At 67.0% G+C, this 20471-nt stretch carries 22 protein-coding genes; 11 read left to right on the top strand and 11 right to left on the bottom strand.

The genetic code is table 11. The features are described 5' to 3' along the window. Positions 1 to 55 precede the first annotated feature (55 nt). The 5 genes from ACNSN4_RS10620 to ACNSN4_RS10600 form a co-directional block, all read right to left on the bottom strand. On the bottom strand, positions 56 to 976 hold the full coding sequence (locus ACNSN4_RS10620) for a sensor histidine kinase (RefSeq protein WP_418285786.1): 921 nt from the start codon (positions 974 to 976) through the stop codon (positions 56 to 58). Positions 977 to 1115: 139 nt separating this feature from the next. Next, positions 1116 to 2366 (bottom strand): RNA-guided endonuclease InsQ/TnpB family protein, encoded by a 1251-nt coding sequence (locus tag ACNSN4_RS10615; RefSeq protein WP_418285785.1) that lies wholly within the window; start codon positions 2364 to 2366, stop codon positions 1116 to 1118. 356 nt (positions 2367 to 2722) lie between these two features. After that, positions 2723 to 4126 carry a heme o synthase gene (locus ACNSN4_RS10610; RefSeq protein WP_418285784.1) on the bottom strand — a complete coding sequence of 468 codons (1404 nt, stop codon included), beginning with the start codon at positions 4124 to 4126 and terminating at the stop codon, positions 2723 to 2725. A 66-nt stretch (positions 4127 to 4192) separates the two neighbouring features. Further along, positions 4193 to 4642 (bottom strand): FAD synthase family protein, encoded by a 450-nt coding sequence (locus ACNSN4_RS10605; protein WP_418285783.1) that lies wholly within the window; start codon positions 4640 to 4642, stop codon positions 4193 to 4195. Continuing rightward, positions 4639 to 5160, bottom strand: a complete 522-nt coding sequence (locus tag ACNSN4_RS10600) for a JAB/MPN domain protein-containing protein (RefSeq protein ID WP_418285782.1) — start codon at positions 5158 to 5160, stop codon at positions 4639 to 4641. The genes ACNSN4_RS10605 and ACNSN4_RS10600 overlap by 4 nt, the downstream gene beginning before the upstream one ends. Positions 5161 to 5346: 186 nt before the next feature. Here ACNSN4_RS10600 and han point away from each other — a divergent pair, with 186 nt between their 5' ends. Then, positions 5347 to 7293 carry a Hef-associated nuclease gene (gene han, locus ACNSN4_RS10595; protein ID WP_418285781.1) on the top strand — a complete coding sequence of 649 codons (1947 nt, stop codon included), beginning with the start codon at positions 5347 to 5349 and terminating at the stop codon, positions 7291 to 7293. Between the two features lie 68 nt (positions 7294 to 7361). Here han and ACNSN4_RS10590 read toward each other — a convergent pair whose 3' ends face one another. Both ACNSN4_RS10590 and ACNSN4_RS10585 read right to left on the bottom strand, forming a co-directional pair. Continuing rightward, positions 7362 to 9173, bottom strand: a complete 1812-nt coding sequence (locus tag ACNSN4_RS10590) for a phospholipase D-like domain-containing protein (RefSeq protein ID WP_418285780.1) — start codon at positions 9171 to 9173, stop codon at positions 7362 to 7364. Positions 9174 to 9297: 124 nt separating this feature from the next. Continuing rightward, a complete protein-coding gene (locus ACNSN4_RS10585) occupies positions 9298 to 10677 on the bottom strand; it encodes a HEAT repeat domain-containing protein (protein ID WP_418285779.1) in 1380 nt (459 codons plus the stop codon). Between the two features lie 205 nt (positions 10678 to 10882). On the opposite strand from ACNSN4_RS10585, the gene dpsA reads away from it, so the two are divergent. Further along, a complete protein-coding gene (gene dpsA / locus ACNSN4_RS10580) occupies positions 10883 to 11431 on the top strand; it encodes a DNA starvation/stationary phase protection protein DpsA (RefSeq protein WP_418285778.1) in 549 nt (182 codons plus the stop codon). Positions 11432 to 11630: 199 nt separating this feature from the next. Here the strand turns inward: dpsA and ACNSN4_RS10575 are convergent, their stop codons facing one another. Both ACNSN4_RS10575 and ACNSN4_RS10570 read right to left on the bottom strand, forming a co-directional pair. After that, positions 11631 to 12068: a DUF5809 family protein gene (locus tag ACNSN4_RS10575; RefSeq protein WP_418285777.1), complete on the bottom strand. Its 438-nt coding sequence runs from the start codon at positions 12066 to 12068 to the stop codon at positions 11631 to 11633. A gap of 37 nt (positions 12069 to 12105) precedes the next feature. Further along, a complete protein-coding gene (locus ACNSN4_RS10570) occupies positions 12106 to 12591 on the bottom strand; it encodes a DUF5810 domain-containing protein (protein WP_418285776.1) in 486 nt (161 codons plus the stop codon). Between the two features lie 244 nt (positions 12592 to 12835). Here ACNSN4_RS10570 and ACNSN4_RS10565 point away from each other — a divergent pair, with 244 nt between their 5' ends. The 5 genes from ACNSN4_RS10565 (at position 12836) to ACNSN4_RS10545 (ending at position 15937) form a co-directional block, all read left to right on the top strand. Beyond that, entirely contained in the window at positions 12836 to 14080 is a 1245-nt protein-coding gene (locus tag ACNSN4_RS10565; protein WP_418285775.1) for a translation initiation factor IF-2 subunit gamma, read from the top strand. Positions 14081 to 14177: 97 nt separating this feature from the next. After that, a complete protein-coding gene (locus ACNSN4_RS10560) occupies positions 14178 to 14525 on the top strand; it encodes a type II toxin-antitoxin system VapC family toxin (RefSeq protein ID WP_418286361.1) in 348 nt (115 codons plus the stop codon). A 21-nt stretch (positions 14526 to 14546) separates the two neighbouring features. Beyond that, positions 14547 to 15122: a DNA-directed RNA polymerase gene (locus ACNSN4_RS10555; RefSeq protein ID WP_418285774.1), complete on the top strand. Its 576-nt coding sequence runs from the start codon at positions 14547 to 14549 to the stop codon at positions 15120 to 15122. Beyond that, entirely contained in the window at positions 15122 to 15319 is a 198-nt protein-coding gene (gene spt4 / locus ACNSN4_RS10550) for a transcription elongation factor subunit Spt4 (protein ID WP_008001262.1), read from the top strand. The genes ACNSN4_RS10555 and spt4 overlap by 1 nt, the downstream gene beginning before the upstream one ends. A 39-nt stretch (positions 15320 to 15358) precedes the next feature. After that, a complete protein-coding gene (locus ACNSN4_RS10545) occupies positions 15359 to 15937 on the top strand; it encodes a GTP-dependent dephospho-CoA kinase family protein (RefSeq protein WP_418285773.1) in 579 nt (192 codons plus the stop codon). A gap of 132 nt (positions 15938 to 16069) precedes the next feature. On the opposite strand, the gene ACNSN4_RS10540 is transcribed toward ACNSN4_RS10545, so the two are convergent. After that, positions 16070 to 16663 carry a hypothetical protein gene (locus ACNSN4_RS10540; protein WP_418285772.1) on the bottom strand — a complete coding sequence of 198 codons (594 nt, stop codon included), beginning with the start codon at positions 16661 to 16663 and terminating at the stop codon, positions 16070 to 16072. A 170-nt stretch (positions 16664 to 16833) separates the two neighbouring features. Between ACNSN4_RS10540 and ACNSN4_RS10535 the strand changes: the two genes are divergently transcribed. From ACNSN4_RS10535 to ACNSN4_RS10520, 4 genes are all read left to right on the top strand, one after another. After that, entirely contained in the window at positions 16834 to 17142 is a 309-nt protein-coding gene (locus tag ACNSN4_RS10535; protein WP_418285771.1) for a 30S ribosomal protein S24e, read from the top strand. 10 nt (positions 17143 to 17152) lie between these two features. Then, positions 17153 to 18832: a bifunctional N(6)-L-threonylcarbamoyladenine synthase/serine/threonine protein kinase gene (locus ACNSN4_RS10530; RefSeq protein ID WP_418285770.1), complete on the top strand. Its 1680-nt coding sequence runs from the start codon at positions 17153 to 17155 to the stop codon at positions 18830 to 18832. 102 nt (positions 18833 to 18934) lie between these two features. Then, on the top strand, positions 18935 to 19228 hold the full coding sequence (locus ACNSN4_RS10525) for a DUF5808 domain-containing protein (protein WP_418285769.1): 294 nt from the start codon (positions 18935 to 18937) through the stop codon (positions 19226 to 19228). A 123-nt stretch (positions 19229 to 19351) separates the two neighbouring features. Then, entirely contained in the window at positions 19352 to 19486 is a 135-nt protein-coding gene (locus ACNSN4_RS10520) for a hypothetical protein (RefSeq protein WP_418285768.1), read from the top strand. A gap of 30 nt (positions 19487 to 19516) precedes the next feature. Here the strand turns inward: ACNSN4_RS10520 and ACNSN4_RS10515 are convergent, their stop codons facing one another. Next, positions 19517 to 20434: a sensor histidine kinase gene (locus tag ACNSN4_RS10515; protein WP_418285767.1), complete on the bottom strand. Its 918-nt coding sequence runs from the start codon at positions 20432 to 20434 to the stop codon at positions 19517 to 19519. Positions 20435 to 20471: the final 37 nt, after the last annotated feature.

Here is a 20471-nt window from a genome sequence, read left to right as displayed (position 1 = left end):
GGTTCACACTGCTCACTTCCCACGTCTTCCTTCACACTGCTCGCTGCTCGCTGCTCTACTCCAGCCGGTCAACGCCGCTGACCTCGAATCGGGCCCCACCGCTGTCCCCTTCACTGATCTGGAGCTCCCACCCGTGCGCGTCGACGATCTGGTCGACGATCGCGAGCCCGAACCCGGTTCCGTCGCGAGACGACGTGAATCCGGCTTCACACACCCGATCGAGCTGGTCGGCCGGGATCCCGGGCCCGTCGTCCTCGACGAAGAAGCCGTCCGTCCCGTCGAGCGTACCCACGCGAACGGTCACGTCGTGGCCTCCGTGTTCGACCGAGTTCCGAAAGAGGTTCTCGAAGACGTGCAACAGTCGGTCGTGATCGGCTCGTATCGCCCCCAGCTCATCCACGCGGAACGTCGCGTCCGCCGTACCCGCGCGTGACCAGCAGTCGTGAGCGCACTCGTCGAGGTCGACGTCGTCGAGCTCGGAGACGCGTTTCCCCTCGCGAGCGAGCACGAGCGTCTCCCCGATTATGTCGTTCATCCGATCGAGCGCGGGCCCGACGACTTGCAGGTGCTCGTCCTCTGGATGTGCCTGCTTGGCGAGGTCGACGCGCCCGTGAACGACGTTGAGTGGGTTCCGGAGATCGTGTGAGACGATGCTCGCAAACTCTTCGAGTCGGTCGCGCTCACGGCGGAGTTCGGCCTGCTTGACTCGACTCCGCTCCGCCGCGACCTCGCGTTCGATCGCTCTCGCCTCGAACAGCCCGATAAGCAGTCCGATTCCGCCGCCGAAGCCGATCGCCCAGCGGATCCAGCCGAACACCTGAAACGCCGTCTCGGTCGGGAGCGTCGCCATAAATCCAAGGTTAATAAGGAGAAACCCCGCCGCGCCCGCGAGCCACCAGCGATTGAGCCGCGGGTACCGCGCGGTCGAGAGGCTTGCGCTTGGGATCCGGTAGACGACGTACGCGATCCCTGACACGACCAGTACTGAAGAGAGGTACCCTACCCAGTGACATCCTCCTCGCCGTAAACGGAGAGGGATCAGAGATCCCTCAGGCAGTCGGGCAGAGCCCGACGACGGCGAGGCTTCCCGTGCCGCAGGTGGGATATTTGCTGGTCTACGACACGACTTGTTCTCTCGTGTGAAACGTCCCGCTCTCGCGGTCGAACAAGTGTGTCGATGGCTGTGCCACACAGCCGTTACTCCTATCCTCGCCGTGAGGACTCGGAGTTATCTTCTGACGCATATTCTCCGCCCCGTTACAATCCGCGTTGGCTACCAACTCACACGACGAGCAGACGTACAAACCACGTTCGACACGGTTCGATTTCGTGTCGCCTCCACATCGTGAACACGTTTTCGAGGTGTTCCACTCGTTCTCTTTCAGCACCTCAACACCCCGCATCTCGCCTTTGTATTCGAGGTACTGGTGGATGCGGTCGAACGCCCACGTGTGCAGCTTCTTATTCCCGGTTTTACCCCAGTCTGACGCTCGCACGTCTTCAGGCCAACTCACCGCGAGCGTTCCGACACCGCGTTTGATACACTCCGTGATGATGGCGTCCGTCAGCGTGTGGTAGAAGTGTGTCTCACGTTCGGAGAGTTTCCGACGCGCCCACATCGACTCCCCTGACGGGCCACTCTCCCCCTCGGTGTCGTACTCAGCACGTGTGAAGTAGTGTTTGTCTTCTTTGAGCGAGTTGCCGGGGTATAACACGTATTCGTCGGGGAATGCGACCGTGGCGATGTTTGTGATTCCGAGGTCGATTCCGGCCACGCCGTCGCCTGCTGAGTCGGTCGTTTCGAGTTCGACTTTGCAGACGAAATGTAATTCCCATTCGTCACCGTTCCAGACGACACGAACATTCTGGACTGCGTTGACTTCCGAGAGGTCAACGTCTGGTCGGGTCTGGTATTCGCAGAGCAGGAAGTCCGAGAAGTATTCTTTGAGGTTCGAGCCTTTCGAGAGTCTGACGCGGTTGTTTTCAGGGTCGTGTTTGAACCCGTCTTCTTTGAACGTCACCGTGCTCTTTGGTCGAGTGTCGCCGTGTTTGCGGTAGCCGGGGGGATTCGCTTCTCTGGACTTGTGCCGCAGATCGAACCATGACTGGAAAGCGTCAGAAAGTTCTTCAATGACTTTCTGACTGGATTGTGCGTTCAAGTCTTTCCAGCACGACTGGTTCTTCATATACGATTTCAGCACACTACCGTCCGGGATTTCGCCGGTTGCATCCCAGATGCGGTCAGCTGTCCATCGTGCGACGTTCCATATCTTGGAGGCAGAGTCTCCGAGCGAATCAAGACCATCACAGACCTGTTGGTGGTTCCTGACGGAACCAACGTAGGTGCGAGTGGTCTTAATCGCCATACATAGTCTATGTAATCAAATCTACTTAATGGTGGGGATAAGCGTTGAATATCCGGCCTGCCATCGACGGTGGGTCGTAGAAGAGTTGTCGGATTCACTCCCGCGCTGAAGCGCGAGATTCTCTCCTCGAAAAAAGATAGCCGTCGGGAGCCGAAACCATTCCGAGCGAAACGATCACTAGTTCGACGACGAGCGAGACAGAAAGTACAGATCCGAGGCCCCAGACGGGCCACAGCGAGCTGACCGCTCCTCTCGACGAGTCATTCATTCGATTGGGACGTATTTCTCGAGGGAGTATATAAACCACAAGCGTCCAGATGTCACGACTGATACCGTCTAAAGACCTCCGTCTGCGTTCAGATCACGAGGGCGTCGAACACCACGGCGAAAAGCAGGAGCCCGAGGTAGGCGTTCGAGGCGTGGAACGCGCGGAACGCGGCCGCCTCCGTCTGCTCGTAGTGGAGCCGAACGACCATCCAGAGGAACACACCGCCGAGTGCGACGCCGACGGCCGCGTACAGCCCGCCGAGCGGCTCGGCGACTACCGCCAGCGCGGCCGCGGCCACGAGCGTCGCCCCGAGGTACCAGACGATGTGGCGGCGGGTCGCCGTCTCCCCGCGAACGACGGGCATCATCGGGAAGCCGCCGCGCTCGTAGTCGTCCTTGTACGCCAGTGCGAGGTTGTAGAAGTGCGCGGGCGTCCAGAGGAAGATGACCAGCGCGAGCAGCAGGCCGCCGGCGCCGATGCTACCGGTGACCGCCGCCCAGCCGATGAGTGCCGGAAGGGCACCGGCGGCACCGCCGATAACCGTGTTCTGGACCGTGTTCGGCTTGAGAATGAGCGTGTAGACGACGCTGTAGAACACGATCGCGATCAGACCGAGCACCGCCGTCAGCGGGTTCACCGTCCAGAAGAGGCCGACCGAGGCGATCGTCAGCAGGCCGCCGAACGCGAGCGCGTGCGAGACGGGCACCAGATCCGTCGCGAGGGGTCGGTCGCTGGTTCGCTGCATCCGCTTGTCCACGTCGCGTTCGAGGACGTGGTTGAACGTTCCCGAGGCGCCGATAGAGAGGGCGCCGCCGGTGAGCGTCGCTGCCACGACGTACGGGGTGAATCCGACCCCACCGGCGAGCGCCATCGCCGCCGCGGCGACGAGACAGAGCAGCCACATCAGCCGCGGCTTCATCAGCCGGAAGTACGCCGCCGCCGTCGTTTTCAGTCGGGGAAGCGTCGCCGTGGGAATCTCCGGCTCCGGTACGGAGTCGACGGGCGGCAGGTCGTCAGTTCCGGGCGTGAAGTCGACAGGAGTGTCGTCGATGTCGCCGGTCTCCGCCTCCAGCCACCAGGCGAGCCCGGCGAGCACCGATCCGAAGATAACGACGCCGAGCAGGAGGTGTACGGAGCCGAGTGCGGCCGGGAGCCCGCCGACCGCGACGAGCGCGCCGACGCCCGCCTGCGCCGGGAAGAGGACAACGGCAAGCGCGAGCGCGAGGCGGACGCGACGGCTCGCGTCGTCCCGCCACGCGAGCGCCGCCGAGAGGGCGACGAGGAGGCCGACGACGACGGCGATCGCGCGGTGTCCGAGCGCGACCCACCCGGCGGTCTCGGTGGGAAGGGCGGTCCCGTCGCCGCAGGCGGGCCAGCCCGTACAGGCCGCCGCCGCCTCGGTGAGCGAGGTGGTGGCGCCGACGACGAGCAGGAGGTAGACGCCCATCGCCGTCGCGGCGAGCACGGCGGGGAATCGGTCGGGTATCGTCACTTGACTGCGTTTGGGAACCGATCCATATAGGTCCCGCGCTTCCGCGGAGATCGCCTGACGACCGCGTTATCGGTCACCGTCGCCGCGTCGCCGTAGAATGCGGTCGACGATATCGCCGCTGGAGAGGAGCTCGTCCTCGAATCGGGGCTCGCGCCCCGAGGCCCGCTCGACGCGACAGTCGATCCCGCGGTCGGCGAGCGCGTCGGCGATGTCGCTCTCGTCGTGGTGCTGGTCGAATCCCAACACGATCACGTCGGGGTCGAGCCGCTCGATCGGAACGAACACGTCGTCCGGGTCACCGAGGTGCGCCTCGTCGACGGCGGCGAGCGCGCCGACCATGTCCCGACGCTGCCGGGCACAGAGTATCGGGGCGGGCTTGTGCGTGACGTTGGAGCGACGCGCGACGATCGCGTGAAGCTCGTCGCCGTACGTCGCTGCGTCTTCGAGGTAGTGGACGTGACCCGGGTGGAGGAGGTCGAAGGTCCCCTGTGCGACGACTCGCGTCGCCTGCGTCATTTGAACCACGAGAGGAAGCCGCCCTCGTTGCGCTTCTCGTCGCTGATTTCGCGGTCGATGTCTTCCTGCGTGAAATCGAAGAAGTGCTCGTCGGGCACGTCGACGTCGAGCACGTCGAGGGTCGTCTGGTTCCCCTCGTTGTCGAACGCCTTCCAGTTGCCCCAGCCGTACGGGGCGCCGACGATGATGTGGACCTGTCCCTGCCCGAACGTCGCGAGGTCGGCCGAGCTCGGTCTGAGCGCGCCGTTCGGATGCGAGTGGACGGAGCCGACGGAGCGCATGTCGTTCGGCTTCATGTGCGTGCGGACGCTCGCGCTGACCGGGTTCGACTCGGTGCCGGGAATGACGAGCACGTCGGTTATCACCTGGCCGTCGCGGTCGAGATCGAGCTTCCGGGCGTCGTCCGCGCGGAGGAACCCCATGTACTCGTCGGGGTGGCTCTCCTCGCTCGCCTCGAGGACGAACTCCAACGTCTCTCGGGCGATCCCGAGGAGTTCGTCCGAGCGGAACAGTCGCATACGTGAGGGAAGTCGCCGTCGCCTCATAGGGGTTCCGGACCAAGCGGCCCGGACCGCGAGTCACCGCCGAGTGGGCGGTCTCGTGAACGCCGCGGGCACGTCACAGCGACGGGTGGAGACGGGTCGACGGCTCGGGAGGAGACCCAAGAGAACAGGCTTAACATCGGCGGTTCCCGAGGTACGTCCATGAGCGAAAAACCCGCCGGGGATTCCGGCACGCGAGGCGATTCGAGCCTCGAACCCGACGCCGCGACGGCGAAGGGGGCGGCCGACGACCGGCCGACCGTCTACGATCTAGCGCCTGACTGCACGCTCGAAGACGCCGAGGTCGATGCGCTGTACCACGCCGAGGTCAACGGCGTCGTCGACTACGGTATCTTCGTCGACGTCTCGGACGCCGTGAGCGGACTCGTCCACGAGTCGAACCTCACCGACGAGTACGCCGTCGGCGACCGGCTCGTCGTGCGGCTGACAGAGGTGAAGGAGAACGGCGACGTCGCGTTCGACCACGAGCCGGTCGACGACTACCGAACAGAGGCGGTCGCACACGAGCCGACCATCTCACGGGTCCGCGGGCTCGCCCCCGGCGACGAGGTGACCGTCGAGGGCGAGGTCGTGCAGGCGAAACAGACGGGCGGTCCGACGATCTTCGCCGTCTCCGACGCCTCGGGCGTCGTCTCCTGTGCGGCGTTCGAGGAGGCGGGCGTCCGGGCGTACCCCGAAGTCGCTGTCGGCGACATGGTCCACGTCAGCGGGGCAGTCGAGACCCGCGAGAACGCCCTCCAGCTGGAGGTCGATTCGCTGAAGCAGCTCTCCGACGAGCGCGCCGCCGACGCCAGAGCGCGGTTCGAGGAAGCGCTCGACGAGCGGGCCGAACCCGCCGACGTCGATCCGCTCATCGAGTGGGGAGCGTTCGAGTCGATCCACGACGATCTCCGCGATCTGGCTCGGCTCCTTCGGCGAACCGTCCTCTCCGGGCGACCGATCCGCGTCCGACACCACGCCGACGGCGACGGCATGTGCGCCGCGATCCCGGTCCAGCTCGCCATGGAGAATTTCATCGCCGAGGTCCACGAGGACCGCGACGCCGCCCAGCACCTGTTCAAGCGGCTCCCGAGCAAGGCCCCGTACTACGAGATGGAAGACGTGACCCGCGACCTCAACTTCGCGCTGGAGGGGCGAGCCCGACACGGTCAGAAGCTCCCGTTCCTGCTCATGCTCGATAACGGGTCGACCGAGGAGGACGTCCCGGCGTACGAGAATCTCACCCACTACGACATCCCGATCGCGGCCGTCGACCACCACCACCCCGATCCCGAGGCCGTCGAGCCGCTACTCGACGCTCACATCAACCCGTATCTCCACGGCGAGGACTACCGAGTCACGACGGGGATGATGTGCGTCGAGCTCGCGCGCCTGATCGATCCGTCGCTCACCGAGGATCTCGAACACGTCCCGGCGGTCGCCGGGCTCGCCGACCGCTCGAAGGCGGAAGCGATGGACGACTACGTCGCACTCGCGGAGGCGGCAGGCTACGACGAGTCCGATCTGCTCGACATCGGCGAGGCGCTCGATTACGCCGCCCACTGGCTGCGCTACTCCGAGGGGAAGACCCTCGTCAACGACGCGCTGAACGTGGGCTGTGACGACCCCGAGCGCCACGCCGAGCTCGTCGAGTTCCTCTCGGAGCGGGCCGACCGCGACGTGGACCGCCAGCTCGCCGCGCTCGACGGGCACGTCGAACACGAGCGACTCGCCTCGGGCGCGCACCTCTACCGGATCGACTTGGACGAGTACGCCCACCGGTTCACCTATCCCGCGCCCGGGAAGACGACCGGGAAGCTCCACGACACCCGCGTCCGGGAGACCGGTGACCCGGTCATCACGATCGGCTACGGACCCGACTTCTGCGTGCTCCGGTCCGACGGCGTCCGACTCGACATCCCGAACATGGTGACCGAGCTGAACGACGAGCTCCCCGAGGCGGGCGTCTCGGGCGGCGGCCACCTCGTGGTCGGATCGATCAAGTTCGTGAAGGGCCGGCGGAGCGCCGTCATCGAGACGCTGGTCGAGAAGATGGCCGAAGCGGAGATCGACGAGGCGCTCTCCTCGACGGCCTCGTTCGACGGCTGACGCGGCTTCCCTCTGCTCGGTCGGCGCCTCTGAGTGCGACCCGTACTTTCGCTTGACGTGGCCGACCGCTACGCGAACGCCACCTCACGGTGAGCGAGGACGCCGCCGCCAGCGACCGCGACGCCGAGCCCGCCGAGCAGCCCCACCGGGAGGTGGACCCCGCCACCGCGCCAGTCGGCGGCGAAAGCGCGGGCGTAGAACGCGGCCACCGACGCGTCTTCGACGGCGAGTAACACCTCTCTGTTTTCGGTCGCCGCGACCCGGTTCCAGTTCAGGCTGCCGACGATCGCCGTGTCGTCGACGACGAGGCCCTTGGCGTGGAGCGTCCCGTACCGGCCGCGCGGCTCCGCGACGGCGACGTCGATCGGCTCACCGGCGAGCGCGTCGGCCAGGTCTCGGTTCGCCTCGCGGTCGTACCACGTCCCCGACACCAACAGGTGGACGTCGACCCCGCGCTCGGCGGCTCGGCGGAGCGCACGCACGATCCGGTCGTCTGAGCCGCCGGTCCGCGGCACCACGGCGAGCACGCGCTCGTCGGCGGCGTCGATCCGCGCGACCAGCCGGTCGGCCGCGTTACCGGGGGCGGTGAGGAGTTCGACGTCCGCCGCGGTCGGCGCTGGCGGGCCGAACCGCGCGGGGTACGACCCGTTCGCGCGACCGGAGTCGTGGAACGCGGCGTCCGCGCGGAACGACTCCCACGAGCGCGCGTCGTGCGCCCGAAAGTCGTCGCGGAACACCGCGGCGAGGTCGTCGGCAGTCGTCGTGACGGTGGGATCCGCGGCCGAGTCTCCCGGCGTGTCATTCCCGGGGGCTTGCGGCTCGGTGACGAGGCCCCAGCCGCGACTCGATCGCCCGCCGGTGCCGGAGGCCTTCCAGTTCTCAGTGAGGACGACCGCGCGGTCGTCGGCGACGGCGTACTTCGCGTGGTGGAACCTGAATCGGTCGGGCTCGCCGTCGAGGACGCGAACCTCGACGCCAGCGGCGACGAGCCGATCGAGAAGCTCGGCGCTCCGAACGGAGAACCCGCCGACCGGCGAGCCTTCGATGAGCACGCGGACGGTGACGCCGCGGTCGACGGCGTCGGCGAGCAGATCGGCGACCCGCGACGATTCGAGGGTGTACCCGGCGAGCAACAGGCGGTCGTCAGCGTCGCGCAGCGGTTCGACGGGAAGATGAGGTGCGTCCGGCAGAACGAACGGTCGGACGGTCGCGTTCGCGGTCCGTGCCGGGGCTCGGGGCTCGTAGCCGCGGGGTCGCCACTCGTTCCACTCTGCGCGCCAGCGATACCCCTCGCGAACCCGTCCGTACTCGACGGCGTCGACGGCGCGCCCGTCGCGACGGAGCTCGATGCGATCGCCGGACGCCGCGAGCGGAAAGTGGCCGTCGAGCGCTCGGACGGTCGTCGGTCCGCGAGCGTCGCGCGCCGACGTCTCCGCAAGCAAGGCCGCCGTCGATTCGGGTGCCATCGACAGCGCAACCGTGCCGCTCGCGTTTCGCGGGAGCCGAGTCTCGTGATAGCCGTCCGAAATCGACCAGTTCCCGCGTTCGGGCAGTCGAACGACGAGGTACTCACCGCGGTTTCCCTCCGTCGTCGGGTTCGGGTACAGTTCGACGATTCGAGGATCGGCGTTAGTGGGGACCGACTCGTTGGTCTGCTGGGGAGTTGGCGCGCCAGCGGCGGTGCTTCCGACACCGGCTGCGGGGCTCTCGACGCCGGACGCTGCTTCCGCGGAGACCGGAACCGCGAGACAACCGACGGCGAGAACGACGAGGACGGCGACGGCGACGCGGACGGCGAGACCGACGAGATTGACGACTGTCGACCGGAATCGGAGGCTCGGCGGGGCAGTGGGGGTCGAAGAGGCGTTTAGCGGGCGCACGGGAGGTGTGGCCGCGGTATGGAATAAAAGGGTTCACCCGGGGCGGGCGCGTGTGCTAGTATCGGCGCAGCGGGACAACCGACAAGATGAAGCGGGTCGTACGACGGCTGACGCGACGAACGCGTTACGCGGCTGTGGAGGCAGCGTCGAGAGCGCGCTGTGCCTTGTCGGCTTCGGTCGACACGATGAAGGCGTGCTCGTCGCCGTATTCGGCGACGGTTTCGAGGGCCTCCTGCGTGCCGATCTGTCGAAGTGCCCAACCCGCCGCGGCGCGCACGTCGGTGGAGGGGTCCTCGTCGAGCGCGTCGGCGAGCGGGTCGATCGCGCGGGTGTCGCCGATAAGCCCGAGCGCTCGCGCGGCGTGGGGGCGCACGAGGTCCGCGGTGTCGCCTTCGGGGTCGAGCCGGTTCGCGAGCGGCTGCACCGCCTCTCCGGCACCGATCTCGCCGAGCGCCTTGAACGTCGCCTTCTGGAGCCCGGGGTTCGAGTCCTCCTCGACGTACTCCACGAGCGTCTCGGTCGCCTCTTCGGCGGCCATCTTGCCGAGGATGCGGATGGCGAACTGATCGCGCTTTCCGGCGCGCCCGAGGAGCTCCTCGACGGACGCCTCGGTCTTCCCGCGTTTGCCCATTCGCTCGAAGGCTTCGAGACAGTGCCGCTCCATGAAGTCGGAGGTCAGCGAATCGAGCGCGAGCAGTATCATGTCGACGTTGCCGCGCTTCTCGTGTTCTTTCAGCGCAGACCACTCGACCGGGAAGTCCTTGTAGTGACCGAGCACGTCGTAGAACCCCTGCGCGCGGAGCTTCTCGTGGGTCTCGAGGTCGTCCCACTCCTCGGCGTCGTCGAGACCGGCGTCGAGGTCGTCGGTCGCGTCGAGGAGGGCGGCGATCGTCTCTGCGTCCGCGTCCGCGTCGAGGTCGGCGTCCGCCACCGCCTCGGCGACGGCGTCGAGCGCGGCGATCTGGTCGTCGATCCCCTCGTGATCGGGGAAGGCGTCGATATCGACCGACCCGCTCGCCGCGTCGAGGAACGCGTCGACCGCGTCGCTGACATCCTCGCGGCCAGCGGTCGTCCACTCGGTGTCCTCGATGGTCGCGGCCGCGGCCTCGATCGCGTCGACGACATCCTCGCCGTACGGCCCGCGGGCCGCCTCGGCATCGTCTCGGAGATCGGCGATGCGGTCTTCGATGTCGCCGCGCGGGTCGTCCGCGTCCTCGTCGTCGTCGTCATCTTCGTCCTCGTCTATTTCGGGCAGGTCCGACTCGGCAAGCCCGTCCTCGGCGTCGTCGAGGAGCGCGTCGACATCGTCGAGATCCGCCTCCGTCTCGGCGTCGTCGAGCAGGGCCTCGATCTCGTCGAGGTACTCGTTCAGGGACTCCTCGGTCGCTTCGTCCGGGAGGGTCGGCGCGGCGGCCGTGTCCGTCGACTCGCCGGCGTCCTCCGCGTCGTCCGCGGCGTCGGCCCCCTCGGAGGCGTCCGCCGGGTCGTCGTCGCCGTTGCTCATACACCACGAACTGCGCGCGTAGTCCATTAAGACGTTTCCCTTCGCGGGCGACGCGCCGTTCGTTTCCGGCGCCTGCTATCGCAGGCGGATCGTCAGAGCGGTCGCCAGTGAGTGTGATAAATCGGAAAAATAAGTTTCTACTAGTAAAAATCTCATTTGTTTAGTGTGAACAGTTAAGTGGATCGCGCGTGTATGTAGAAGCACGATGAGTACGCAAAAACAGGCCCGTCAACGATACGGTGACGTCCACGAGAGCGAAGCCCTCCGCATCCCCGAGGAGAAGGCCGAGCAGCTCGTCGACGCCCTGAACACGGACCTCGCGGCGACGTACGTGCTGTATCACCAGGTCAAAAAGCACCACTGGCTCGTCGAGGGTGCAGAGTTCCGCGATATCCACGTGTACCTCGGTGAGGTCGCGGCCGACCTCGAAGAGGGCGCCGACGTGATCGCCGAGCGCGCGCAGGCCCTCGGTGGCGTGCCGCTGTCGGGCGGCGCGAACTACGAGGAGCACGCGCCGGTGAGCCCCGAGGACGCCGACGCGTACGACATTCGGACCTCGCTGGAGAACGACCTGGAGATGTTCGGCGACATCACCGAGATGCTGCGCGAGCACATCCAGCTCGCCAACAACCTCGGCGACTACAACACCGAGGAACAGCTCCGCGACATCTTACGGGACGTCGAGGAGCACGGCCACCACATCGAGCACTACCTGGAAGACGACACGCTCGTCACGCAGGGCACGCTCGAGTAGGCTCCGGCGCAGAGCGAGGCACGGCGGTCGACGCGGACCAACCGCGAATCTCCTGTTTGTTTTCGACCGGCGAGCGATAGCGCGAGGCGGTAGCAGCAGGCGTCGCGCGCTGACAACTCGCGACGCGGTACGGATCGCACTGCCGGACCGCTTATGACCCCGATTTCCGGACTGCTTCTCGGTCCGATCGCCGGACCGTCTACCGGCCCGACTGATAGAACTCCTCGCGATACACCCGACCGAAGGCGTTCCGGCGGAGGGTGCTGGCGGCCGCGTCGGGCTCGTTCTGGTACGTCGCCGCGATGACGGTGTCCGCGAAGGGTATCGGGTGCCACACCGCGTTGTCGACGTTGTCACCGCCGATCCGGACGACGTCCTCGTCGCCGAATTCGCTGTCGGCGAGCCACGCGTCGAACTCCCCGCTCTCACCGATGTGAACCACGAGCTGTTCGGCGAAGACGGCGTCGCGGGCCGTGCGGATCACCTCGGGCGTGACCCGCTCGTCGTACTCGTCGGCGTCGAACGACATCGCCTTCGTCGCCTCGCGAACGACGACCTGCGCGACCGGACCGACCGCCTCGTAGTGTTCGAGCGCGTCGGCGCGGGTCTCCGGGGCGAACGTCCCTCTGGTCTCCATACCCCGAGGTTCGGCGGCGACTGAAAAGGGCGTTCCGTTATGCCGACGGCTCGTCGCCCTCGCTCTCGTCGCCCTCGCCCTTCTCCTCGCTCCCGTCGCTCTCGCCCTTCTCCTCGTGCATCTGCCGCGTGAGCTCTCGCGCCTCGCGGAGCGCGGCGGCCACTTCCGGGTCGGTCGCTCCCGACTCGTGGACCGGACCGGTCGGGTTCGTGTGGCTGCCGTGAGCGTGCCCGTGATCTCCGCGGCTGTGTTCCTGACCGCCGTGAGCGTGTGATCCGACGTCGACGTCCGGTCGTCCGCGGTCGACCGTGTCCTCGAACACCTCGTGGTACTCGGCGTCCGCCGCGTGCGGCGTGACCGCGTCGGCGAGACCCGCGGGGTCGCGGTCGGCCCAGTCGGGCACGTGTTCGTCGAGCCACGACTCGTGGTCGTCGCCGTGGAGCATCGCCGTGAACGCGAGGTGATGAGCGAGGTGTTCCCCGTCCCGCTGGGGGGTCGAACACACCGGACAGGCGTATCCCATGACGAGACAGCGTACGGCCGTGAAGCGTAAAGCGGCGTCGGACGGGACCTACAGATGATGTCGGACGGGACCTACAGATGATGTCGGACGGGACCTACAGATGATGTCAGACGGAACTACGGGGTCGACCGTTCGCGACCGATCTGCGGTCTCGCTCGCGGGTGCACGACAGCACTATAACAGCAACTTTATCACTCGCACGGAGCGAAATTCGGGTAAGACTACTCCGTTAGGAGGTCCAACAGTGACTAAAGCCAACACACAACCGGAGGTGAACATCGGTCTCGTCGGTCACGTCGACCACGGGAAGACGACGCTCGTGCAGGCGTTGTCCGGCTCGTGGACCGACCAGCACAGCGAGGAAATGAAGCGCGGTATCTCGATCCGGCTGGGATACGCGGACGCGACGTTCCGGCGCTGCCCCGGGGTCGACGCGCCCGAGTGTTACACGGTCGACGAGGAGTGCGAAGACGGCTCCGAGAGCGAACCGGTCCGAACGGTGTCGTTCGTCGACGCGCCGGGCCACGAGACGCTGATGGCGACGATGCTCTCCGGCGCCTCGATCATGGACGGGGCGGTTCTCGTCGTGAGCGCGACGGAGGACGTCCCGCAGGCGCAGACGGAGGAGCACCTGATGGCGCTCGATCTCATCGGAATCGAGAACATCGTCATCGCACAGAACAAGGTCGATTTGGTCGACCGCGACCGCGCCGTCGACAACTACCGACAGATTCAGGAGTTCGTCGAGGGCACCGTCGCCGAAGACGCGCCGATCGTCCCCGTCTCGGCACAGCAGGAGGTCAACATGGACCTCCTCATCGACGCGATCGAGACGGAGATTCCCACTCCCGAGCGCGACCCCGGCGAGAGCGCTCGCATGTACGCGGCCCGCTCGTTCGACATCAACCGCCCGGGCGCGACCGCGGCGGAGCTCAAGGGCGGCGTCGTGGGCGGCTCGCTGGTCAGCGGTGAGCTCTCCGTCGGCGACGGGCTGGAGATCCGGCCGGGCCGCGAGGTCGACGAGGAGGGGCAGACGGAGTGGCGCCCCCTCGAAACGACGGTTCGATCGCTGCAGGCGGGGAGCCAAGACGTCGACACCGCCCGGCCGGGCGGCCTCCTCGGCGTCGGCACGGGACTCGATCCGAGCCTGACGAAGGGCGACGCGCTCGCGGGACAGGTCGCCGGCGAGCCCGGCACGCTACCGCCGACGCGTAACGAGTTCGAGATGGAGGTCGACCTCCTCGACCGCGTCGTCGGGAAGGAGGACGACGAGAGCGGCGAGAGCGACATCGAAGCGATCACCACCGGCGAGCCGCTGATGCTCACCGTCGGAACCGCGACGACGGTCGGCGCGGTGACGAGCGCGCGCGACGGCGAGTGCGAGGTGAGCCTCAAACGACCCGTCTGTGCCGACGAGGGCGCACAGATCGCGATCAACCGACGCGTCGGCGCACGCTGGCGTCTCATCGGCGTCGGAACCCTCTCGTAACGTGACCGAAGCCGCCCGCGGAGACGGCCTCAAAACGGGGAAGTCCGCGGGCGCGGACGGCGACGCACCTGTCGTCGCGCTCGACGCGAGCGCCCTGATGGCTCCCGTCGAAGCGAACCTGCGGCTGTTCGAGGAGCTGGATCGGCTCCTCGGCACCTATGAGGCCGTCGTGCCCGCGGCGGTGCTCGCGGAGCTCGACGGGCTTCAAGCGGGGAACGGCGCGGAGGCGACCGCGGCGAGCGTGGGTGCGGACTTGGCGGCGCGGGCGGAGACGGTTGAAACGAACGAATCGTACGCCGACGACGCGCTGGTCGAGCTGGTCACCGAGGGCCGGGCCGACGGCGTCGTCACCAACGATCGACCGCTGGCGAACCGGGTGCTGGAGGCGGGCGCACCAGTAATCGGTTTAAGGGGTCGGAACACACTGGCAATAACGGAACCCTAGCGGACGCGGACAATCAAGAACATGTACAAACGAGTTCGACTCAAGGATACGGTCGAGGTACCGCCGAAACACCTGGCGGACGTCACCGACAAGCGGGTGAAAGCCCTGCTGCAGGACAAACTGGAAGGACGAATGGACGAGGACGTCGGCAGCGTCGTGAGCGTCATCGAAGTCCACGAGATCGGCGACGGCGCGGTGTTGCACAACCGCCCCGGCGTCTACTACGAGGCGGAGTTCGACGCGCTGACCTACGACCCCGACATGCAGGAAGTGGCCGACGGCACCGTCGTCGAGACGGTCGAGTTCGGCGCCTTCGTCGGGATCGGCCCGGTCGACGGCCTGCTCCACGTCTCGCAGATCACCGACGAATACCTCACGTTCGACAGCGCGAACCAGCAGCTCGCCTCCTCCGATTCGGACAAGACGCTCGGCGTCGACGACGCCGTCCGCGTCCGGGTCGTGACGAAGAGCATCGACGAGCGCAACCCGCGGGACTCGAAGATCGGACTCACGGCGAAACAGCCCGGTCTCGGGAAACACGAGTGGCTGGAGGGCCAACGGCTTCACCGCGAGCAGACCGGTGAGGAGGCCGACTGATGGCCGAGGACCGCCTCGCGTGTCGGGAGTGCCACCACGTCAACGACCCCGACTCACAGACGTGCGAGCACTGCGGGTCGTCGTCGCTTACGGAGGACTGGGCGGGGTACGTCATCATCACGAAGCCCGAGGAGAGCCAGATAGCCGAGGAGATGAACGTCACGAAGGCCGGATCGTACGCGCTGAAGGTCCGATAGCGACGCCGAATCACCGCTCGTGCAGTTCGATACACACTAATGCTCACCCTTCCCGACTCGCTCCGTGACGCGTTTAAAGAGCCGCTCGGTCCCGTGACGACCGACACCGAGGAACTACTCGCGGCGGCGGCCGAGACCCGCGGGAGCCGTGCAGCGCGAGACGCACCCGTCGTCGCCGTCGGCGACGTGGTCACGTACCACCTCCGGGAAGCGGGCCGCGTCCCTGACGTGGCTCTCATCGACGGAAAGACGGAGCGGGAGGCCGTTCGCTCGGAGATCGAGTCCGCCCTCGCGACGGCGGACGTCCGCCGGATCGCGGTCGAGAGCCCTCCGGCGTCTCTGTCGGCCGATCTCCTGCGTGCGATCGGGTCGGCGCTCTCCGCGAGCGAGCCGGTCATGATCGTGGTCGACGGCGAGGAGGACCTGGCCGCGCTCCCCGCCATCGTCGCCGCGCCCGACGGCGCGACCGTCGTCTACGGTCAGCCCGGCGAGGGGATGGTCCGGGTCGCGGTCACGCCCGAGTCGCGCGCCGAGGCGAGGGAACTGTTCGAGGCGCTCGACGGCGACGTCGACGGGGCGTACGAACTGCTCGGAACCCCTGCGGACGACGATAGCTAGCGCATTCGTCGCGCTCGGCGACTGTTCGTCGGGCCTGTTCTCCGACTTCGTCGGGCCTGTTCTCCGACCGCCGCAGCGATTTCGCCGACCGCTACGGAGATATTCGTTGACCGACGCGACGACGACAGCGGATCACTCGCGCCGACGCTCGACGACGACGCTCGACGCGATCGAACCGATACCGACGAGGAGCGCGCCGATCGCGGTGAGACGCGGCGTGGCGGGCACGGCGTCGAAGACGAGGTACGGATCGATACCGGACGCGATCAGTCGATCGACCGCGTCTGGGCCCCAGTGGCCGCTCGCGAGGATGATGCCGCCGGAGAGGACGCCGAGCGCGCCGGTGATAAAGCCGATTCCGGAAAACGCGTCTTCGGCACCGATCAGGAGCCACAGCCGCGATTCGGGGGGATCGGGGGTACGCTCGACGGACACGGCGACGGCCGTGAGTCCGGCGGCGGCGATCGCCACGGCGACGACGCCGATGAGGACGACCGCGGCCGCCCCGAGCGGTGTCGTGGTCGGGTTCCCGGCGAAGTGGTCCGCTCGCACGGCGGTCGGAAGCGTTGCGACGACGGGACCGATAAGCGCCGCGAGCAGCGCAATGTAGCCGCACCACCGGAGCTTCCGCGGGACGGACAGCGGTACCGTGACGTGTTTCGACCGCATCAGCTCGTACCGCGAGTTCGACGCGAGATCGACGACCGGCTCGCTGCCGTTGGACATTCGATCGGAGGTTGGTGTCGGACGAACAAAGTCGTGTTCCCGCCGGCGACGCCGCGCTGTGTTGCGGGACTGTGTCGCGGGACCGTGACGCAAGGGCGTCCCGCACGCGGCGTGACCCCCGCTTCGAAATCCTTTTACAGCTTTCGGGGGGATATACGCCTAACTGAACCATGGACGTCGATATCATCTCCGAAGAGGAGAACCCGATGTTGCACCGCACGGACATCCGTTTCGAGACGACCCACGAGGAGGCGACGCCCTCCCGTCTCTCGGTCCGCGACTCGCTGGCGGCCAAGTTGGACAAGGCCTCCGAGGAGGTCGTCGTCCACGAGCTCGACACGAAGTTCGGCATGCGCAAGACGGTCGGCTACGCGAAGGTGTACGACACGGCCGAAGACGCGCTCGACGTCGAGCAGGAATACATGCTCGAACGCAACAAGATCGGCGGCGAGGGCGACGTAGACGCCGAAGAAGCCTAACGCCCGCCGAATGCGCGTTCTCGGCATCGAAGGGACCGCGTGGTGTGCGAGCGCCGCGCTGTACGACGCCGAGGCCGACACCGTTTGTATCGAATCGGACCCGTACGAGCCGGATAGCGGCGGCATTCATCCGCGCGAGGCCGCCGAACACATGTCCGAGGCGATCCCGACGGTTATCGACACGGTGCTGACTGCGGCGGAGGACGAGTACGGCACGGACGCGATCGACGCCGTCGCCTTCTCGCGCGGACCGGGGCTCGGTCCGTGTCTCCGGACCGTCGGAACCGCCGCGCGCTCGCTCGCGGGCGCGCTCGACGTGCCGCTCGTCGGGGTCAACCACATGGTTGCACACCTCGAGATCGGGCGTCACCGGTCGGGCTTCGAGAACCCGGTGTGTCTGAACGCGTCCGGTGCGAACGCGCACCTGCTCGGCTACCACGACGGACGCTACCGCGTGCTCGGCGAGACGATGGACGCGGGCGTCGGCAACGCGATCGACAAGTTCACGCGCCACATCGGGTGGAATCACCCCGGTGGACCGAAGGTGGAGGCGGCGGCCGCCGACGCCGACCCGAACGCCCTCCTCGATCTTCCCTACGTCGTCAAGGGGATGGACTTCTCCTTTTCGGGGATCAGCTCCGCCGCCAACGACGCCGCCGACGACGACGTCCCCGTCGAGGAGATCTGCTTCGCCCTACAGGAACACGTGTTCGCGATGCTGACGGAGGTCTCGGAACGTGCCCTCTCGCTCACCGGGGCCGACGAGCTCGTCTTGGGCGGGGGCGTCGCGCAGAACGACCGGCTCCGCGAGATGCTGTCGACGATGTGTGCGGCCCGCGACGCCGACTTCTACGCGCCCGAGCCGCGGTTTCTCCGGGACAACGCGGGGATGATCGCCGTGCTCGGTGCCGAGATGGCTCGGGCGGGCGACACCGTCGCGATCCCGGACTCGGCGATCGATCCGAACTTCCGCCCGGATCAGGTGCCCGTGACGTGGCGCGACGGAGACGCGTCCGTCGCGCGGGGGCTGAGAGACGGGAGCGTCGAACCCGCCGAGGGCGGCGTCGCACTACGCGGCGCAGAGGCGACCGTCGAGATCGTGAGCGGCGAAGCGGCGGGCGACGATCGTCGAGTGATCAAGCGTCGCGTTCCGAAGACGTACCGGCATCCGGAACTGGACCGGACGCTCAGGCGAGACCGCACCGTCGCGGAGGCGCGGCTGACGAGCGAGGCGCGTCGCGCGGGCGTGTCGACGCCCCTGGTGTTCGACGTCGACGTACCGAACGCGACGCTGACGCTCCAGTACGCGGGCGAACGCGACCTCGCAGACGACCTCGACGCGGCGTGGACGGAGTCCGTCGGTCGACAGCTCGCGCGTCTCCACGACGCCGGAATGGTCCACGGCGATCCGACGACGCGGAACGTCCGCGTCGGGGAGCGCGAGAGCGATGCGGCGAGGACGGCGGGCGCTACCGACCCGACGACCCTCATCGACTTCGGACTCGCGTACCACACCGGTCACGTCGAGGACCACGCGATGGACCTCCACGTGTTCGAGGGGTCAGTCGAGGCGACCGCGACCGAACCGGGTCCGCTTATCCGGGCGTTCGAGGCGGGATACGCGGCGACCGGCGAAGCGCGCGTCCTCGATCGGCTCCGAGAGGTCGAGGGGCGAGGCCGATATCAGTAGGCGACGACCGGTCGTCTCACTCGCGGGGCGGGCCGCGGTCGCACGGGAACAGCGCTCGGCGGTTGCGCCACGATTTATATCCCCAGCCACCAACGTACGGATATGGCAGAGAAATCGTCATCGGGAGAGATCCTCGGGATCCCGTACAACTTCGAGCGCCCGAGCCTCGGTCGACTGCTCTCGTCGTACTGGCAGCCCGGCAAGGGGATGCTCGTGGAGAAGCCGTTCGGTATCGGCTACACGCTCAACCTCGCCAACTGGCGGTCGTGGGTCGTCCTCGTCGTCGCCGGTGGGCTCTACTACCAACAGCAGCAGTCGGCCGGAGTCGCGGGGAACGAGGTCGAGGACGAGGCCGCGGACGACGGCCCGGTCGAAGTGATCGTCGACGGCGACTGAACTACTCAGGCTGTCCCGACCGTCGAATCGGCGCGCGGTGGCGGCGCGACTCGCGCTGCTCGCGTTCTCAATGGCGATTCTGCGACGGATTCTTTTAAATATCAGAACGTCGTACGTCTGACAATGAGAGTGCAGTTCGAGTGCTCGTGTGCGGAGGAGATCTCCGAGTTCACTCGCGGGCAGACCAGCCGCGGCGTCCACGTCGAGTGCGGGAACTGCGGCGCCGTGTACGCGGTGACGATCACCGAGTTGGACTGACGCCTCGCGGTCGCGTCGTCCACTCTTTCGCTAGAGCCCGTTCCGCGACGGATCAGCGGTGTCGGCCGATTCGAACCGAAGTCGAACGGTCGTCCCGTCGTCCGTCGTCTCAAACCCGACCGTCCCGCCCTGCGTCTCGCACATCCACTTGACGAGCCACAGGCCGATGCTGCTCGCGTGCGACAGCGGCGTCTCCTCTTCGGCGCGTAACACCGCCCGTTCGTCGGCTGGGATACCGGGTCCGTTGTCGCTGACTTCGAGGCGGGTCGTCCTGCCGTTCGTGTCGATCCGCGCGTCGACCTCGCAGTTCGCGCCGTCGTGATGCGTGACCGCGTTCTCGAACACCTCGCGGATCGGATACTCGACCGAGCGGTCGGCGCGGATCCACGCCTCCGAGGGTCCGTCTATGGTAAGTGTGACCGTCGAGTCGTCGACGGTATCCGCGGCCTCTCGCACCGTCTCGACGAGGTCGGTCCGGCCCGCTGGGGGGTCGGGCGACGCGTCTTCGATGACGCGCAGTTTCTCGCTTATCGCGACGACGTCGTCCGTGGTCTGTCGAATCGTTTCCAGGCACTCTCGGCTGCGGTCGTCGTCGATGCGGTCCAACAAGAGATCGGTGTATCCCTGGATGACGTTGAGGTCGTTGCGAACGTTGTGACGGAACACGCGGCTCAACACCTGTAGCTGCTGATTCGACGTTTCGAGCTCGCGGCGAGCCGTCTCGGCGCGGCGACGGTGGTGAGTTGTGGATCCGTAGACGACGAGCGACGAGACGGCGACGACGGCCATCCCGTCGGCGATCCGGTAGAGGCCCCACGCGCCGAGACCGTCTACGGCCAGCAGGATCGCGAGGTCCACGAGCAGGACCAACGCCCCGCCGAGACAGAGGGTACCGACCGCGAGGGCCCGGGGCGATCGGTCGAAGAGGGCGGCCGGATACAGTTTCATCGTTTCATAACGGACGGTCACTATGCGCGACGTATAA

The organism is Halorubrum marinum (assembly GCF_048381195.1).
Taxonomy (GTDB): domain Archaea; phylum Halobacteriota; class Halobacteria; order Halobacteriales; family Haloferacaceae; genus Halorubrum.
The sequence above is the reverse complement of the archived record's forward strand: the minus strand, read 5'-3'. Positions and strand labels throughout refer to the sequence as shown.

Coding starts and splice junctions, on each gene's coding strand:
- ACNSN4_RS10545 (WP_418285773.1), top strand. CDS start 15,359: ATGCTCACCCTTCCCGACTCGCTCCGTGACGCGTTTAAAGAGCCGCTC.
- ACNSN4_RS10585 (WP_418285779.1), bottom strand. CDS start 10,677: ATGAGCAACGGCGACGACGACCCGGCGGACGCCTCCGAGGGGGCCGAC.
- ACNSN4_RS10555 (WP_418285774.1), top strand. CDS start 14,547: ATGTACAAACGAGTTCGACTCAAGGATACGGTCGAGGTACCGCCGAAA.
- ACNSN4_RS10520 (WP_418285768.1), top strand. CDS start 19,352: ATGAGAGTGCAGTTCGAGTGCTCGTGTGCGGAGGAGATCTCCGAGTTC.
- ACNSN4_RS10575 (WP_418285777.1), bottom strand. CDS start 12,068: ATGGAGACCAGAGGGACGTTCGCCCCGGAGACCCGCGCCGACGCGCTC.
- spt4 (WP_008001262.1), top strand. CDS start 15,122: ATGGCCGAGGACCGCCTCGCGTGTCGGGAGTGCCACCACGTCAACGAC.
- ACNSN4_RS10560 (WP_418286361.1), top strand. CDS start 14,178: ATGGCTCCCGTCGAAGCGAACCTGCGGCTGTTCGAGGAGCTGGATCGG.
- ACNSN4_RS10515 (WP_418285767.1), bottom strand. CDS start 20,434: ATGAAACTGTATCCGGCCGCCCTCTTCGACCGATCGCCCCGGGCCCTC.
- ACNSN4_RS10525 (WP_418285769.1), top strand. CDS start 18,935: ATGGCAGAGAAATCGTCATCGGGAGAGATCCTCGGGATCCCGTACAAC.
- ACNSN4_RS10605 (WP_418285783.1), bottom strand. CDS start 4,642: ATGACGCAGGCGACGCGAGTCGTCGCACAGGGGACCTTCGACCTCCTC.
- ACNSN4_RS10600 (WP_418285782.1), bottom strand. CDS start 5,160: ATGCGACTGTTCCGCTCGGACGAACTCCTCGGGATCGCCCGAGAGACG.
- han (WP_418285781.1), top strand. CDS start 5,347: ATGAGCGAAAAACCCGCCGGGGATTCCGGCACGCGAGGCGATTCGAGC.
- dpsA (WP_418285778.1), top strand. CDS start 10,883: ATGAGTACGCAAAAACAGGCCCGTCAACGATACGGTGACGTCCACGAG.
- ACNSN4_RS10535 (WP_418285771.1), top strand. CDS start 16,834: ATGGACGTCGATATCATCTCCGAAGAGGAGAACCCGATGTTGCACCGC.
- ACNSN4_RS10540 (WP_418285772.1), bottom strand. CDS start 16,663: ATGTCCAACGGCAGCGAGCCGGTCGTCGATCTCGCGTCGAACTCGCGG.
- ACNSN4_RS10570 (WP_418285776.1), bottom strand. CDS start 12,591: ATGGGATACGCCTGTCCGGTGTGTTCGACCCCCCAGCGGGACGGGGAA.
- ACNSN4_RS10530 (WP_418285770.1), top strand. CDS start 17,153: ATGCGCGTTCTCGGCATCGAAGGGACCGCGTGGTGTGCGAGCGCCGCG.
- ACNSN4_RS10615 (WP_418285785.1), bottom strand. CDS start 2,366: ATGGCGATTAAGACCACTCGCACCTACGTTGGTTCCGTCAGGAACCAC.